This window comes from Methanococcoides seepicolus (assembly GCF_023684405.1).
Classification (GTDB): Archaea; Halobacteriota; Methanosarcinia; order Methanosarcinales; family Methanosarcinaceae; genus Methanococcoides; species Methanococcoides seepicolus.
This window is the reverse complement of record NZ_JAGSOI010000002.1, coordinates 82,400-99,121: the sequence shown is the minus strand read 5'-3', so window position 1 is coordinate 99,121 and position 16,722 is coordinate 82,400. Positions and strand designations below refer to the sequence as shown.

14 protein-coding genes, 1 tRNA gene and 1 pseudogene are annotated in these 16,722 nt (G+C 38.6%); 12 read left to right on the top strand and 4 right to left on the bottom strand.

Features of this window, described 5'->3' with window-relative positions:
• Positions 1-526, top strand: a pseudogene (locus KDK67_RS01080) (IS1 family transposase); the annotation flags it as partial.
• Between the two features lie 95 nt (positions 527-621).
• Complete coding sequence (locus KDK67_RS01075) at positions 622-816, top strand: helix-turn-helix domain-containing protein (RefSeq protein ID WP_250866995.1); 195 nt, start codon at positions 622-624, stop codon at positions 814-816.
• A 12-nt stretch (positions 817-828) separates the two neighbouring features.
• Here KDK67_RS01075 and KDK67_RS01070 read toward each other — a convergent pair whose 3' ends face one another.
• Positions 829-2,433, bottom strand: coding sequence for a sensor histidine kinase (locus KDK67_RS01070; RefSeq protein WP_250866994.1), 1,605 nt, complete (start codon positions 2,431-2,433; stop codon positions 829-831).
• 339 nt (positions 2,434-2,772) lie between these two features.
• On the opposite strand from KDK67_RS01070, the gene KDK67_RS01065 reads away from it, so the two are divergent.
• A tRNA-Arg gene (locus tag KDK67_RS01065) sits at positions 2,773-2,844 on the top strand.
• 25 nt (positions 2,845-2,869) lie between these two features.
• Here the strand turns inward: KDK67_RS01065 and KDK67_RS01060 are convergent.
• Positions 2,870-3,277 (bottom strand): hypothetical protein, encoded by a 408-nt coding sequence (locus KDK67_RS01060; protein WP_250866993.1) that lies wholly within the window; start codon positions 3,275-3,277, stop codon positions 2,870-2,872.
• A gap of 237 nt (positions 3,278-3,514) precedes the next feature.
• Between KDK67_RS01060 and KDK67_RS01055 the strand changes: the two genes are divergently transcribed.
• From KDK67_RS01055 to KDK67_RS01040, 4 genes are all read left to right on the top strand, one after another.
• Entirely contained in the window at positions 3,515-3,988 is a 474-nt protein-coding gene (locus KDK67_RS01055; protein ID WP_338101219.1) for a tyrosine-type recombinase/integrase, read from the top strand.
• A 107-nt stretch (positions 3,989-4,095) separates the two neighbouring features.
• Positions 4,096-5,193, top strand: a complete 1,098-nt coding sequence (locus KDK67_RS01050; RefSeq protein WP_250866991.1) for a competence protein CoiA family protein — start codon at positions 4,096-4,098, stop codon at positions 5,191-5,193.
• A 975-nt stretch (positions 5,194-6,168) separates the two neighbouring features.
• On the top strand, positions 6,169-7,191 hold the full coding sequence (locus KDK67_RS01045) for a DUF262 domain-containing protein (RefSeq protein WP_250866990.1): 1,023 nt from the start codon (positions 6,169-6,171) through the stop codon (positions 7,189-7,191).
• Entirely contained in the window at positions 7,184-7,780 is a 597-nt protein-coding gene (locus tag KDK67_RS01040; RefSeq protein ID WP_250866989.1) for a HEPN domain-containing protein, read from the top strand. Before KDK67_RS01045 ends, KDK67_RS01040 begins: the two co-directional genes overlap by 8 nt.
• Here KDK67_RS01040 and KDK67_RS01035 read toward each other — a convergent pair.
• Positions 7,766-8,281, bottom strand: coding sequence for a hypothetical protein (locus KDK67_RS01035; RefSeq protein ID WP_250866988.1), 516 nt, complete (start codon positions 8,279-8,281; stop codon positions 7,766-7,768). The genes KDK67_RS01040 and KDK67_RS01035 overlap by 15 nt on opposite strands.
• A 126-nt stretch (positions 8,282-8,407) precedes the next feature.
• On the opposite strand from KDK67_RS01035, the gene purB reads away from it, so the two are divergent.
• On the top strand, positions 8,408-9,748 hold the full coding sequence (gene purB, locus KDK67_RS01030; protein ID WP_250866987.1) for an adenylosuccinate lyase: 1,341 nt from the start codon (positions 8,408-8,410) through the stop codon (positions 9,746-9,748).
• 9 nt (positions 9,749-9,757) lie between these two features.
• On the top strand, positions 9,758-10,342 hold the full coding sequence (locus KDK67_RS01025; RefSeq protein WP_250866986.1) for an FmdE family protein: 585 nt from the start codon (positions 9,758-9,760) through the stop codon (positions 10,340-10,342).
• A 47-nt stretch (positions 10,343-10,389) separates the two neighbouring features.
• On the opposite strand, the gene uvrA is transcribed toward KDK67_RS01025, so the two are convergent.
• The gene (uvrA, locus tag KDK67_RS01020; RefSeq protein WP_250866985.1) at positions 10,390-13,215 is read right to left on the bottom strand and encodes an excinuclease ABC subunit UvrA; all 2,826 of its coding nucleotides are present in this window, start codon (positions 13,213-13,215) and stop codon (positions 10,390-10,392) included.
• 476 nt (positions 13,216-13,691) lie between these two features.
• On the opposite strand from uvrA, the gene KDK67_RS01015 reads away from it, so the two are divergent.
• Genes KDK67_RS01015 through KDK67_RS01005 form a run of 3 tightly spaced genes read left to right on the top strand, consistent with a single transcriptional unit; the run spans position 13,692 to position 16,702 of the window.
• Complete coding sequence (locus tag KDK67_RS01015; protein ID WP_250866984.1) at positions 13,692-14,741, top strand: hypothetical protein; 1,050 nt, start codon at positions 13,692-13,694, stop codon at positions 14,739-14,741.
• Positions 14,741-15,484: a hypothetical protein gene (locus KDK67_RS01010; protein WP_250866983.1), complete on the top strand. Its 744-nt coding sequence runs from the start codon at positions 14,741-14,743 to the stop codon at positions 15,482-15,484. The genes KDK67_RS01015 and KDK67_RS01010 overlap by 1 nt, the downstream gene beginning before the upstream one ends.
• 24 nt (positions 15,485-15,508) lie before the next feature.
• Positions 15,509-16,702 (top strand): TolB family protein, encoded by a 1,194-nt coding sequence (locus tag KDK67_RS01005; protein ID WP_250866982.1) that lies wholly within the window; start codon positions 15,509-15,511, stop codon positions 16,700-16,702.
• Positions 16,703-16,722 lie beyond the last annotated feature (20 nt).

Here is a 16,722-nt window from a genome sequence, read left to right as displayed (position 1 = left end):
AGAATCAAAACCACTTTTTATTTCAGATGGATTAAGATTCTATCCTGAAGCTCTTTTGAAAAAATATGGAAAAAGGAAAGAGTTTCCAAGAACAGGAATAAGAGGAAGACCTAAAATCCCAAAACTTATCCCTGATAATAATCTCAGATATGCTCAGGTTATCAAAAAAAGAGAAGGTGGGAAGCTCCAGAAGGTTGAGAAAAAGATAATCTTTGGAATGAATATAGATCAAAAAGAGATATCAACGAGCTTACTTGAAAGACAGAATCTAACCTTTAGACAGGACAACAATAGAATTTCAAGAAAGACTATAGGATTTTCAAAGAAACTTGGGTGGTTACATAACCAAATAAGATTCTACTGCACCTATTTCAACTTCTGTAGAGGACATGGTGGACTAATGCAAAAAAATAAAAAAGGTGTAAACTATAAAAGAACACCTGCTCAAGAATGCGGGATTGTTGAAGATAAGTGGACATTGAGAGAATTATTGATATTTAACTGTTCAAAAACATCAACCGTTTAATACTGGACTACCACTTTTATAGTAATAATTATAAATCAATATTTGGAATTTGTTATTCTATATTCAAACGCTGTAGCATTTGAGAGGTAATTATCATGACCAATGCTTTAGATACAAATGAAGAAACGATTTTAAAAGTTCTGGAAGATTCCGAAGAGCCATTAAGACCTGGCGATGTTGCAGAAGCTACTGGCATCGATAGTAAGATGGTCAGTAAATCACTCGCCAGTCTCAAGAAAAAAGGTCTTGTATGTTCTCCAAAAAGATGCTATTATGATATTACAAATTAAATAAGATTAATGTTACACGATCATTTGTGTAACATTTTTAACTTTATTCTTTCCTATTTTTGCTGGTTTTGTTGGAATTGCAAAAGTAAATGTACTTCCTTTCTCTAGTTTACTTTTTACCCCAAGGCAACCGCCATGTAATTCTGCAAACTTCTTAATAAGATATAGTCCCACTCCCAATCCACTGTAAATGCGTGTGGATGAAGGATCCAGCTGACTGAATGGCTTGAATAATTTATCTATGTCCTCTTCTGAAATTCCGATCCCTTTATCTGTGACCTTGAATGCTACCATTTCATCGACATACTCTATACGTACTTTTACTGTATTGGTTTTGTCTGAGAATTTAATAGCATTCTCTATCAGATGAAATACGGACTTTTCGACCTTCCTTGTATCAGCTATAATATAGCTTATGTCTGTTAGTATTTCAAAAGATACCATCTCAGCCTGATCAGGCAGGTATTCTTCAATATCCTCTTTAATTTCCTCGACCAGGTCTTCAATACTGCTGGTCTGATATTCCATCTCAAGACTTCCTGATTCTATCTTCGATATCTCGAGTATTGAATTGATAATTTCCAGAAGTTTCTTTCCACTTGTGGAGATATTTCTCAGATACTGATCCTGTTTCTCATTCACATCCCCGAACTTTCTTTCAATAAGGACCTCTGAAAACCCTATCACTGCGTTAAGGGGAGTCCTAAGTTCATGGCTCATATTTGCAATGAATTCGCTCTTTGTCCGACTTGCATCTTCCGCCATATACTTAGCTTTTAAAAGAGCCTCTTCTGCTTCTTTCCGCTCAGTGATATCCTCTCCGGCCAGTATGCAACCTGTATTGTGTCCGTTCTCATCCTTCAATTGTGTACATTTCCAGGAACATAATCGGATTAGATCTTCTTTTGTATTTATAGCACACTCGAATGGAGTTGATGCAATATCTCCGTAACAGGAAAGCATAAATGATTGGGTGACAGATTCACGTATCATTTCTGGAATGATCATCTCAAACCAGTTCGTATTGAACAACTCATGCTCTTTATATCCCAGAAGCTCGCAGGCTTTCTTATTCACCAGTGATATCCTGAAATCATTGTTAATGACGATTATCGCAACTCCGGCCACATCCAGATAGTGCTGAGCTTTTTCCTTCTCTTTCATAAGCTCGAACTCTATCCTCTTAAGTTGGGCAATATTGACCATTATGCCATTGATACCAACTACCTTTCCATCCTTCACAATGCCTTTTGATGAGGTATGGACATAGGTGATACTGCCTGTTTTCGACACTATCCTTAACATATATGGCTTGTGTTCACCCTCAAGCGTGAGGTCAATATCCTGAAGCAGACCTGGAAGATCCTCTGGGTGGATGTACTGCATAAAAGAAGTGCCCATTACTTCTTCGGGGCTATATCCGGTAAAATTTTCAATAGCAGGGCTGATGTATGTGAAATTGCCTTGTTCATTGATGCTGAATATAACATCATTGAGGTTTTCAATGTGTAATTTACAGAACTCTTCTATCTCTTCTATTTTTTCGTTAGCAAGCTTGAGTTTTGTCCTGAGTTCTTCACCTTCATTCTCAAGTTCTGTTATCTCTGAGATATCCATAATATTTACCGCGATTTACTTTAACCTATTATCGTTCTTTCATTGATACTAATGCACATAGATCTCTCAAACTGATAATAATGCATCATGTTCAATTAATACAATTCTATATTAATATGTTCTTTATCATACTATTATATTAATGAACTAATATTGGGTTAGTAAGCTATTCCTTGATGAATTAAATCCATATGGGTCTACTTGTTTCATCTTTATAAATGTGCTGTTATAGAAAACCCGCAGTTTCAAAAAAAATTGATGCATTTTCGTTCAGATCATGCCTCATCTAAACCTATTAGTTAATATAGTTAATTTCACATAATCTAAATCCATTCAAGTGGGCCCGTAGTGTAGTGGATATCACTTTAGCCTCCGGAGCTTAGAACCCGGGTTCGATTCCCGGCGGGCCCGTCATCCATCCTTTTTCTTCCGGAATTTATAATTTATAAAGCTTTTCAAGATAACTTCTGATCCTGCAGTAGATGAAGTTCCTGTATCCTGCACTATCAGGGATATCGAATGTGACTATTCCTTCCACATTCCAGAATACATTTTTGACTATCTTCCTCTCTTCCATATCATCCACAAAGAACCTAACTTTGCTAAAATCATGTACCGCCTGTCTCCAGTCCCCTGCTCTCATTTTAGACGGGTCTTTACTGCAAAGCACTTCAAATTGCTGCAATCCGAACGCATAGGTCTCAAACCATTGTCTGTCTTCCTTTGTCAGTGCAATGATCCCCTGCTTTGCATCATCTGACATCTGTTTAACAAGTAGGTCTATATCCTTACTCGTAAACTCATTCTTGTCAAGTTTCTCAAAGAACACATGTAATTTTTCCACAATTTTTCCCCCTATAGTAAATATTTATGTTCCCTATCAGTAGATAAACATTCCCTTTATTTTTTCACAGATTTATTGGCATCACATATTCTCAAGCTGGTGGTATTATCCAGGTAGATGACAAAACTGGAATTAGAAGAATACGCATTATCTCTAGTTGTCCTTATGTTACCGCTTGGTTGGACGTACATCCACACAGGAACGATTCAGATAGTTATGTGTGGATAAACCAAGGCAATAAAAAAAGGGCAACACATGCAATATATGGGCTGTCTTATGATCCTTAGAAGATTGGCTAAAAGTGCAGGTATAAATAAAAGAATTCATCCACATCTTTTCAGGCATTCAAGAGCTACCGAATTAGCAAACCATTTAACCCAAGCTCAAATGGAATCTCATTTAGGATGGATACACGGTTCGATGATGCCAGCAACCTATATTCATTTATCCGGGGTGCAGGTAGATGATGCCCTTTTGAAAATGCATGGATTAAAACAAGATGATCCAGTTCCTATATTGTCCTATCAGGTATGTGTACGATGTAAACATAAGAATGGTGCAACCTCCGATTTCTGTGCTCAATGTGGTGCAGCTCTCCGGGTAGAAACTGCAATTTCTACTGATGAGAGGCGAGAGGAACTTATGCTTAAGTTGATGGGGCTTGTGGAGAATGATCAGAGTATTGCTAGGATATTGAATGGAATTGAATAATCATCGATACAACTAAATATTTGAATCATATTAAAAATATAGAAATATATAATAAATTATTATGCAGTTTTTTTTCATTTGCATTAAACTAAAATTATGGGGTTACTATGGTAGAACACGAATTTGCATATAGGGATGGATTTATTGTTTCGGCGGAAGATGCAGACAAAGGAGTTGATCATCGTTGTCCTGGTTGCAATGACATTTTGAGGCCTCGTTCCGGTCCAAAAACAACACCTCATTTTTATCATCTAAAAACTAAAGAATGTACTGCTAGCAAAGAATCGATTTTGCACAGCAATAGTAAATATTTGCTATACTTACGACTTCAGAAATATTTACAGAATGGAAAGAACCTGAAGTGCTTTTTAAAATGTATTAGTGATGGAATAGAATATGATTATATTAAATATGGAATTGGTGGAAGTAACGGAGAATATGCACTAAATACACTTGTTCCTAAAAACTTGAAAAAGGAAATTCTTCTTTTAGATAATGTAGATGATATTGAATTAGAAAAAAAGCACGATAATTTAATTCCAGATATTTCATTGCTAAAAAACAAAAATCTTGTAAAATCAATAGAAATTGTGCATACGCATGATGACGACGACTCGAAGAAAGAAGAATATCGAAAAAAGGGAATTGATGTTTTATATGTGTACATAGAGAATAATTTAGATTATGAAATTTTAAAAGAATGTGTAACTTCAATAGATGAATCAATATCAAAATACGTTTTAAATTATGGAAAAGGGTGTGGATATACAGTTGTTACTACTATAGAAATGTTAAATTCAAATTTTGATAAAAAGCAGATAGCTAAATATCGAGAAAATATAAAAAGACAATTAGAAAGTAATAGAGATTTGGAATATAAACAAAAATACCAGGAAATAACAAAGAAAAAGTCGAAATTGAACGAATATACAAACAATTCCTTTTCAATAACTGAACTCCAAAATCGCTATATTGGTCCAAGTTTAACCGATAATTTAAAAAAATACAAATATTTGTTGGACGAAATTGAAAATAATAGTTATGACCATTTTTGGACAATATCTGGAATTGCAAGACAATGTGACATTGGAGGATTTAATGAAAAGGTTACGATTTTAGAGTACTTTATTGATAATGGGCTAATAGCTATAATAAATCATAAATATGTTATTCATAAAAAATTAATTCACAAAATGTTACTATAACCCTGATGGATCCTTAAGTTATTGTCTGGGCGCCGCTAAAGCGGGCGGCGCCTTAAATCGCTTGCCTTTAGCTAAGCGCCCGAAACGACAAATTAAGTTAAAGAATCAAGTTCTTCGGTGGTGTCATAAAAGTCCAGGATCTTTGAGCTTTTCAGAGATCGATACGGACATGCCAGGTAAGCGGATACGCTCACCCACCTGTCTAATGTTGTATTTATTGAAGTCGGACATTTTTTTAAACCTCAAATTCAAGGTTCATTTTGTATCACTTAAACATATAAAATTATTAAAAAAAGTAGGAAGGAAACTTCAACATAAAAGTATACTTTTTTGGGAGCCGGTCAATTGACCGACTAAATTCCTGTGTTTCTCGTTCCTGCGATACTCGGAAATTAGCCTATATTCTACGGCTGGGGCATAATTGCGTGATCTTTGATCACTTAATAATGCCATGTAGAGATCCTTTGCAATAGTGCAACGTGGACGACGGCTGGATTGGACAGCACACAGTTTGCTTTGCTATTGTTCTCCGGGTAAAACCTGCATGCGACCTAATCAAACCTATTGGATTATAGGGATGGTTGCGTGTGGGGTTTCCCGTCTGGTATGATCTCCCTGATGATTATGGGTAAACCCTTGATTTCGCTTGGAGTTTTCAAGGTCAAAAATAGAGGTATTTCAAACCGAATGTCTCAATAGTGAGACATAGTCCTTAAGAGTGTGCCTAAGGGGACGGGGTAAAAAAGCCACATGCGGTACTTTGTACTGCAAACTTTGCTGCAGGCAAGCGGCGAAAATTTAAGATTATTGTATGAATCGATAACAAGGGGTATAATAACATAGTTTGATAAGCGTATTATTATTACAGTTGTTTTAAATAGTTCCACTAGAAGTTAAACTAGATGTCAGTGTATAAAAAAGAAATATGTATATAGTAATCCCTTATTATCATCTCAAAAAGGAAAAGGTGTATTCATGTCTAATAATGTTTTAAATCTCTATCCAATAGATTATCCATTTGAATCTTTAGTTCAAAGAGTTGACAAAAACAAATTAAAATTAGATCCTCATTTTCAACGAGTATATAAATGGAATAAAGATGGTGAAGTAAAAACTTCTAGATTTATTGAATCAGCATTAATGAGGATACCTCTTCCTGCATGTTATTTTGCTGAGGATGATGAGAACAATCACTTAGTAATTGATGGTGTACAAAGAATAACTACAATAGTACGTTTTTTTAAAGATGAATTTGCTCTGAAGGGTTTAACTGCGTATAAAGAATTAAATGGCAAAAAGTTCAGTGAGTTGGGCAAATATAAAAATGAATTAGAAAGTTATACTATCCGTTGTATTATATTGAGAAATGATAATAAACAACAACTAGTTCAAGATATTTTTGCAAGACTCAATCAAGGGGGAGTATCGTTAACACCCCAAGAAATCAGGCATGCTCTTTATCCAGGAAATTTAGATTCATTGTTGTCCAAATTAGCTCAAAATACAAATATTTCAAAGTTTGGACTTGGTAAAAATGGTTCCCGAAAAAAAGATGGTTTACAAAATGAAGAACAAGTTTTAAGATTTTTTGCAATGAAAGGGGATTTGTCTGATTATAATGGAATAATGGACAAATATTTAGATGTTTTTATGATTAATAATCAACACATTAGTGATTCTGATACAGCTTTGTTACAACAACGTTTTTGTGAAACATTAGAAAAATGTATTTTTGTATTTAAGGATGATGTTTTTGTAGATATAAATAAAGAAAAACGCAGGCAGAGTATGGCATATTATGATTTATTAATGTGGAGTTTTGAAAAGCTAGATTTTGAATTTATAAAAAATCACTCTGATGAAATTGTAGAAGCTTTTAATTCAATGTGTTTAATAGAAGACTTCCAAAAAACGGTTTATTCAGGTGTTCAGAAAAAATATGCCATAATAAAGAGAAGGAAAATTTGGGAAGAAAAATTGAGTGGTATCAATGAATGATCATACAATTTTAGAAGAGCATTTAGAATTGTACAATGATTTGTTAACATTTACCCAAAATGCGAATGATAAATTAGTAGCTGGCGATGATGAGTTTATTACTTTAAATATGAACTTTTTTACAAAATCATTAATGGTAATTAGCTGTGCTTACTTGGAGTCATATTTAAAAAAAGCTTCTAATCTTATGATTGATACATTTAATTTAAGGATAAATAATGCTAAAGTTCCACATAATTTGGTTGATTGGTCTTTGAACAAAAAGAAAAGTAAACCAAATGATGAAGTCAGACAATTCTCTTTTGAAATTACTGATGATGATATCGATAGTGAATTATCAGGAAATGTGTATTTAACTTTAGCGTTTTTCAAAAAATTAGGCATTAATTTAGATGCTAATCCTGATTTTTTTGATTGTAAGGATAGGGTTGGATCACTTGTTGATAAAAGAAATAATATTGTTCATCAAAATGACGATGCTTCTGATATTAGTCCACTTGATATAATGGATAACATCACGTTTTTGATGGATTACATTGGTATAATCGATGAAGAAGTTGTAAATAAATTGGCTTTAGAAGAAAATTAAATTGTTTGATTCTCTATAGCTACCGCTCAACCAACAATACCTCATCGTATTGTGAGTAGACAGAACAGAAGCACGCTTGTTAATTCCAAGCTCCTTGAATTCCTTATTCAGCTTTTCAGCTTCCCGTATAGTCTCAACAACTATCTTTTCAAACTTTGGAGTTCTTGATTCTTTTTTCTTTATCGGTTTCAGGTTCTTAGCCCTGTCACGATAACGTCGAATCATTCCGGAATCAATAAATAATTCTCCATAGATCTTCTTAAGACCTATATCCAGAGCTGTGACTATTGCAAGCAATGGGTCCCGGAGATGTTCCCATGCTGAACGTTTCTTGAAGAATACGCACGTATGGTCACTTCTGTTTATGCCTATCAATCCCTGTGTTCTTAGGGAACTGATGTAACGCCAGAGTGTACTTTTGGAAATGTCAAGGTTATCTAAAAGGTCCTGGAAGTCTGCACATCCTTCGGATTGTAATCCGATGTATGCAAGGAGCTTCAAGGCTCTGAATGGATTATCTTCCTGGGCTTTAAACTTGACAAACAAAGTCTATTTATGGGTTTGTTGTTTATCTACCCACTATACTTCATTAGTAAATCAATTCCACTTCAAAGGAGACCAAAATACATGGCAATCCATCCTATCGAATACCGTTATGGTACTGACGAAATGAAATATGTCTGGAGCGAGGCAAACCGCCTTGAAAAGCTCTTAAAGACCGAAGCAGCCCTCTCAAATGCCGAAGCAAAGATCGGTATGGTGCCTGCTGAAGCTGCAGCAGAAATTGAGAAAAGCATAGCTCATGTAAAGATCGAGAGAGTTGCTGAGATCGAGGATGAGATACACCATGACATGATGGCCATTGTTATTGCTATCTCTGAGCAATGCACAGATGACGCTGCCAAGTGGGTGCACTTTGGTGCAACTTCCAACGATATCCTGGACACAGCTACCGCTCTTCAGATGATGGATGCTGTCGCGATCCTTGAGGAAAAGACAAGGACACTTCTCGATGTATTGCTCACAAAGGCGGAAGAGCACAAGAACACTGTTTGTGCCGGCAGGACACACGGTCAGATCGGTGTACCGACCACATATGGCTTGAGATTTGCTATCTGGGCAAGTGAGGTCGCAAGGCATCTCGAACGTCTGGCACAGCTTACACCACGTCTTCTGGTAGGTCAGATGACAGGTGCTGTGGGCACACAGGCAGCATTCGGTAAAGATGGAATAGAGATCCAGGCATATGCAATGGAATATCTCGGTCTTGGCAGTGTTGATGTTTCAAACCAGATCATCCAGCGTGACCGCCACGCAGAATTCGTCATGTGGATGGCAAACACAGTAACCACCCTTGACAAGATCGCCGTTGAGATACGCACCCTCCAGAGAAGCGAGATCGCAGAAGTGGAGGAGAGCTTCCGCAAGAACCAGGTAGGTTCATCCACAATGCCTCACAAGAGGAACCCTATCAAATCAGAACAGATAAGTGGCTTAGCACGTATCGTTCGTTCAATGGTCGAGCCGGAACTTCTGAACAACACTCTCTGGGATGAACGTGACCTCACGAACTCCTCATGTGAAAGGATCGTTTTCCCCGAAAGCTGTGTCCTCACAGACCATCTCTTAAAGCTCGCAATAGGCGTCATCGAGAATCTGAGATTCTATCCTGAGAATATCCGCAAGAACCTCGACCTCTTACGTGGTCTTAACATGGGTGAAGCTATCATGATCGATCTGGCAAAACGTGGTGTTGGCAGGCAGGAAGCCCATGAGATCGTCCGCAGTTCCGCAATGGAAGCTCACGAATCAGGAATGCATCTCAAGGATGTCCTACTCGGTAGACCGGACGTTACAAAGTATTTGACCGAATCCGAGATCAGCGATCTTCTAAATCCTGACAGGTACATCGGTACCGCAGTAGCGCAGGTCGAGAACGTTGTGGCAAAGCTCAGAGCTCAGTTCTAAGGTGGTATAATGGATCTGGAAGACGCAATAGAGTTCCACGGTCACCTTTGTCCGGGAATTGTCATCGGTTACAGAGTAGGCACTTATGCTGCTGAGCAGTTCAAGGACCGTTCAGAGGATGAGGAACTTGTAGTTGTCGTAGAGAACAAATCATGCAGTGTCGATGCTATACAGGTCATAAATGGTTGTACTTTCGGAAAGGGCAATCTTGTCTTTAAAGACCTTGGTAAGCATGTCTACACTTTCTTCAAGAGAGGAGACCGCAATGCTCTGCGAATATCCGTAAATCCCCGCAAAAGGGGCAATGATGAAAAGTACAATGAACTTTTCCCAAAGGTAAGAAATGGGACTGCTACTGTCGAGGAGCTTGAGGAGTTCAGAAAAAGACATGCTGAAAAAGCCTATGCTATCCTTGACATTCCTGATGAGGATTTGTTCACCGTTACGAACGTTGAAACCGAACCGCCCGAAAAAGCAATGGTCTATCGTTCCATCGCCTGTGCGGAATGTGGTGAGGAAGCCATGGAAACACGTTTGCGTGTAAAGGAAGGTAAAATGGTTTGCCTTCCCTGTTTTGAAGGACACGATATCTGACCCGTGGGTCAGATATCAATTAAACTTCATTCTTTTCTTTTTTCTCATTATTTCTTGAGTGCTTTTTTCAGGAATTCTCCGGTATAGGAGCCTTTGACCTTCGAGACCTTCTCAGGCGTTCCCTTTGCGATAACTTTGCCACCACGTTCTCCTCCTTCGGGTCCAAGATCTATGATCCAGTCAGCGGTCTTTATAACGTCAAGATTGTGCTCGATCACAATAACAGTGTTCCCTGTTTCCACTAATCTTTGAAGCACGTCAAGCAGTTTGTTCACGTCATCAAAATGAAGTCCTGTGGTCGGTTCATCAAGGATAAATACTGTTTTTCCGGTGGAACGGCGACTAAGTTCGGTCGCAAGCTTTACACGTTGGGCTTCTCCACCCGATAACGTTGTTGAAGATTGTCCCAGTTTTATATATCCCAGCCCGACATCGAAAAGGGTTTGCAGTTTATTCCTGATCTTCGGTACGTTCTCAAAGAATCCCAGGGCTTCCTCAACGGTCATATCAAGGACATCAGCGATATTTTTATCCTTGTAATTTACTTCCAGTGTCTCATGGTTGTACCTTTTTCCATGACAGACCTCACAAGGCACGTAAACGTCAGGCAAAAAGTGCATCTCAATTGTTATGGTTCCGTCACCTGAACATGTCTCGCATCTGCCGCCACGAACATTGAAGCTGAACCTTCCGGGCTTGTAGCCACGTGTCTTCGCCATCTTTGTCTGTGAGAACAGTTCTCGTATGGGTGTGAACAGATTGGTATATGTGGCGGGGTTTGAGCGTGGTGTTCGTCCTATTGGCGACTGGTCGATGGTGATGACTTTATCCACCAGTTCAAGACCTTTTATATCTTTATATTTGCCCGGTCTCTCACGTGAACGATGCAACTTCTGTGACAGGACCTTGTTCAATGTCTCGTTGATAAGTGTACTTTTTCCGGAACCTGATACTCCGGTCACACAGGCCATCACTCCAAGGGGGAATTCAACATCTATCCCCTTGAGATTGTTCTGTGAAGCCCCCATAATAACAAGTTTCCCTGTGGGTTTACGTCTTTTTTCCGGTATGGCGATCTCCAGTTTACCACTCATGTATTGTCCGGTACGTGAATCCGGATGGGCCATTATCTCTTCGGGAGTTCCTTCTGCGACTATCTCTCCGCCGTGTATGCCTGCTCCTGGTCCCATATCAACAACATGATCGGAGTTCATGATGGTCTCTTCATCATGCTCAACCACTATAACGGTATTTCCAATATCTCTCAGATGCTTTAACGTGTTAATGAGCCTGAGATTATCTCTCTGATGCAGACCGATACTCGGCTCGTCAAGGATGTACAGCACGCCCATAAGGCTGGACCCGATCTGTGTAGCAAGTCTGATCCTTTGGGCTTCTCCGCCAGACAGGGTTGCTGCTGAACGGCTCAGGGTAAGATAATCAAGTCCGACATCCATCAGGAATCCCAGTCTTGCTTTTATTTCCTTGAGTATGAGTCTCGCAATGGAATATTCGCGTGGTGTGAGCTTTGTTTCAAGTTCTTCGAAGAACAACAGTGTACTCTCCACGGACATCCGAGTGACCTTGATAATGTTCTGTTCATTAATGGTAACTGCAAGACTTGCGGGCTTTAGTCTGTCTCCATTGCAGGATGTACAGGGTTTGGTGGTGATGTACTTTTTCAGGGTATCTTTTCTGTTCTCGGATTCTGTGCTATTATATATCTTTGAGATATTGGCGATGACTCCATTGAACTTACCCTTGTGTTTCCACATCCCGCCGTTCTTACCGATGTGCACATAATCGATCAGTCCACTGGCACCGTTAAAGATGATGTCCTTGTGTTCAGGTGCCAGTTCCTCAAAAGGCACATCCATGGAGAAACCATAGCGGTCCGCAACGGATTTCAGTGACTGCATGTAGTACCCATCTTTCTTGCCCCAATGTTCAATGGCTCCTTCATGCAATGAAAGGGTGGTGTCGGGTACGATAAGTTCAGGATCGAACTCCATGGAAGTTCCAAGACCATGGCATTCCTCGCATGCTCCCTGAGGGCTGTTGAATGAGAAAGCTGATGGTTCCATGTCCTCAAAACCAATTTCACAATCAGGGCATGCCAGATTTTCACTGAAGACTATTTCCTCTTTGTCAAGCACATGAACTATCAGTGTGCCACCACTTTTCTCCAGTGCGGTCTCAACGGCATCTGTCACTCTTTCCCGAATGTCGTCCTTTATTACGATCCTGTCCACTACGGCTTCGATATTGTGTTTGTTATAACGTCCCAGCTCAATTGTCTCTGCATCCTCAAGGGCTATTATCTCGCCATCGACCCTTGCACGTGCAAACCCTTCTGTACGAAGGTCGGTGAGTAATTTCTTATATTCTCCCTTGCGCTCCCGCACAAGCGGTGCAAGGATGTGTATCTTAGAACCTTCTTTTATCTTCAATATACTATCGACTATCTGGTCAACGCTCTGGGGTTCAATGGCCTTGCCGCATTTTGGACAGTGCCGTATTCCTATCCTCGCATAGAGCAATCTCAGGTAATCATATATCTCTGTGACAGTACCGACCGTAGAACGCGGGTTCTTGCTGGTTGTTTTCTGTTCAATGGAAATTGCGGGGGAAAGTCCTTCGATGTATTCAACATCCGGCTTTTCCATAAGCCCCAGAAATTGTCTTGCATAAGCTGACAACGATTCCACGTATCGTCTCTGACCTTCCGCATATATTGTATCAAAAGCAAGGGAAGATTTTCCAGACCCGCTGAGTCCGGTTATGACTATCAGTTTATCACGCGGGAATGTAACGTCTACATTCTTGAGATTGTGCTCCTTAGCACCTTTGACAATTATATTTTTCAGGGACATATTTTTGTGGGTATTTTTAGATTAAGTCGAATATAAGATATTTGAGTGAGAGGATTAAAGGTTTGCTGTCGGGTTGAAATGTGATCGGAATTTAATCCGTACTTACGTACTTGAACATGTTCTCGCTTTGCAGTATATCATGTAGCACGCCTTTAAGGTTGCTTTTTCCGATTTATCCCGAGATTCAGTTTCCATAAATTGTTAATAAAAGTCCTTTTCATACTTTTTTGCAAGAAATGCAAATATAAGTCATATAGGAATTAAGAGCCAATATGAGGCAAATCATGTAATTCTAATTAGGGTTATGCTGCATTATTGATGATAATATTAACCTGCTTTAGCATCTCGGGAACAGTCCTCAAATTCATATTTTGGCACATTATTACCCAATGTGATTACTCACATAATCAAAAATTATAAATCAATTGGATATGTTTTTTTAGTTAATTAATCAAATAAATTCTGAAGATGATCCCATGGATGAAAATGAAAAACAAATATACGTCCTTGCATCGCCATGTGAGCAAGGAAAAACTTCAACAGCGCTTCTGCTTGAAAATCATTTTAAATCGAAGGGCCTGAAAGTGGCATGCCTGCAAACTATGAAGGGACAATATGATGTTGGAACTTTTCTACAAAATAGTTGTTATCATTATACCATCCCAATAGAGGCTGCCAAAAGTAAAGAAACACTCGAACAATGGATCCCTGAAGGATATGACAGGTATATCCTTGAAGTGACACTTCCACATGGGCCAATTGGTGCTGCATACATTGACCTGTTTAACAACATCAATGAAGTCATTTCCTATAAAGCAAAAGATGACTGGAAAAACTTTGTTTTAGATATAAGTCCTACTTTTTCAGCATTCTGGGATCAAATTAATGAGGAGAATGTCCAACGGATTATCACAAAAGTTCCTTCAAAAATTGATTCCCCCTGTGTTGACACCTCTTTCAATCTCCATCATGCAGAAGAAATTGTATTTGACACAATTAACCCAAAAATGGCACTTCCAAAGAGTGATAAAAAAGTAATTGCTGTCGGTGCTTTTCCAGCTGAATTCTGGGATATCTTCCCAAACCTGAAATGGTACGGTTATGAGTATCTCAGATTTATGGAAGATTACAGGAAAGAACAATATGATCTTGCAATTGTTGGTTCCTGTCTTGATGAAAGTTTGGAATTGCTTTACAAACCAGCTAAAACTCCTGTGATATGTTACCAGCCATCATGTTATCTGGGAAAAGCAACCAAATTTTGTGAAGATCCGCATAGTAATGCATGTATGAAAAGTGATCCACACACCATATACCGAAAAATAAAGAAAGAACCTGTTGGAACTCCTATAGGGGAAAAGGGTTGTTTGTATGAAGTGTACAACAATAAATTCTGGACACCTGATTGTGACATATGGTGGGAAAATCGAAATCTTCCGATACTCAGCAAGGAAGATAACATGATATATTGCAATGGTTGGATTTTACCACAATACCTGATTAAAGAAGGATATCTGGAGGTGTAATGATGGGAGGCGGAGGCACACCTGATCTTGAAATTACATTGAGAAGCTCGGAATCACCGGTTAACTATGCTGGTGAATCAAGAACATTCAAAGTAACTGTTAACCTGAATAGTGATGTTCTAAGGTGGAAGCTAGATGGTGTTGTGGTTCAAACAAACAATAATCCAACGGCAAATACTTATTATACCTACACCGATGATGCTGTATTTGGAAGCCATGAATTAAAAGTGGAGGCAGAGAAAGATGGTGTTGTAGTGTCAAAGTCGTGGACTTGGAATGTTGATAGAGTTGTTAACAATTGTTCAAATTCCTATCTAAGTATGAGTGGAGAAATTTACATCGAGATCGAAAGTGCGATCCTATATGAAAGACCAAATGGAACATACTATGTTCATGTCGATTGGTTTGTGCATGGATGTCAAACTACTAATCAAAGAGCTGCTAATGGTGAAATTGTACTACCTTTAGATGGCCCATGCTGTCAAATGATTGTAAAGACAGGTGTGAGTTGGGATTATCTTGGCATACCTGGAGAACCATCACCATATCCACCTGAGCAAGTTCAAGAAATTGATTTATGCTCAGGAGATGGATCAAATACATTTGAAGTACAAAGTAGGGAATGTCGTGTTTTTGTCGAATTACATACTGAATGTTTTGCTTATCCAATTGTTGGAGGAGTCGTAATCCCACTCAGAACAGTGGTGGCAGAAGAAAGTGGCTCGTGTTATTGTTCTTTATGAAGCGAGTGGAAAAAGGAGTTAAATATGAAAACAAAAACTTTCTTTTTTATTTTTATTTCTCTGTTCATCCTCGCACCAGCAGCTGCAGACGAGATAGTACAGTTGACAGATGACACTGGATCGGTTATTAGTCCTCAATGGTCCCCTGATGGGGAAAAAATTGTTTATGTCACATCGCATAGCTGGTATCAGGTAGAAATCTGGATCATAGACAATGATGGGAACAATAAGCAGCAGATTACTACCGGTGTAAGTGGATTTGGATTTAACAAACCATGGTCTCCAGATGGTACAAAATTGGTCTACTCGTCATTGGAATACGGCTTAATCCCAGGTATTTGGATATATGATGTCCATACAGAAGAAAAACATAAGATAAATGGAATAAAGAACATAAGCTCTTATCAATGGGTGTTCAATGGATCAAATTTGTTTATTGTCGAGGAAGAAGATAATACACAAAAACTCTGGCTGGTCGATTCGGACGGTAAAAACAAAACATTACTCTCTACCATAAGTGGCGAAAATACCAGATTTTTATGGCAGCCTAATGGAGACCAGATTCTCTACATTTCAAACGGATCGGGTAACTACGATATATGGATAATGAACCCAGATGGTTCTGGAAAGAAGCAATTGACTTCCACTCCCGAAAATGAATATGCAATGGGAATAGATTTTTCACCTGATGGAAATAAAATCGTATACACCTCAAGGAATTCCTTCGATAGAACAAACCTTTCTGCGTTTAAAGGATTTTCCACTACAATCTGGACAATGGATGCAGACGGTGCTAATAAAAAACAATTGGTGGCTGCAAATGAAAGTTTGGATTATTATTACCCTTCATGGTCTCCTGATGGTACTAAAATAGCCTTTGAGAACAGGAATGATGCTGGAAATAGAGTTGATGTTGTTGTCATGGATGCGGATGGATCAAATCTAACAATCCTTACTGCAAATACCAGTGGGGGCGGATTTCCCCAATGGTCTCCTAAAGGAGATAAAATTGTTTTTGTCTCATCGGAAGATGGAAAAATGGGACTCTCAGTGGTGAATCTGGATGAGAATCTTGCATCTGCACCTTCAACAACTGTGACATCAGCACTTGCAACATCCATGCCAGAATCTAGTCCTGAGGAAGCACCCGGTTTTGAAATATCTATTACAGTATTAACGCTGTTAATAGTTTTCAAAAATACAAAGAAGAAAAACTAACATTTTTTCAGAGGTCGAGC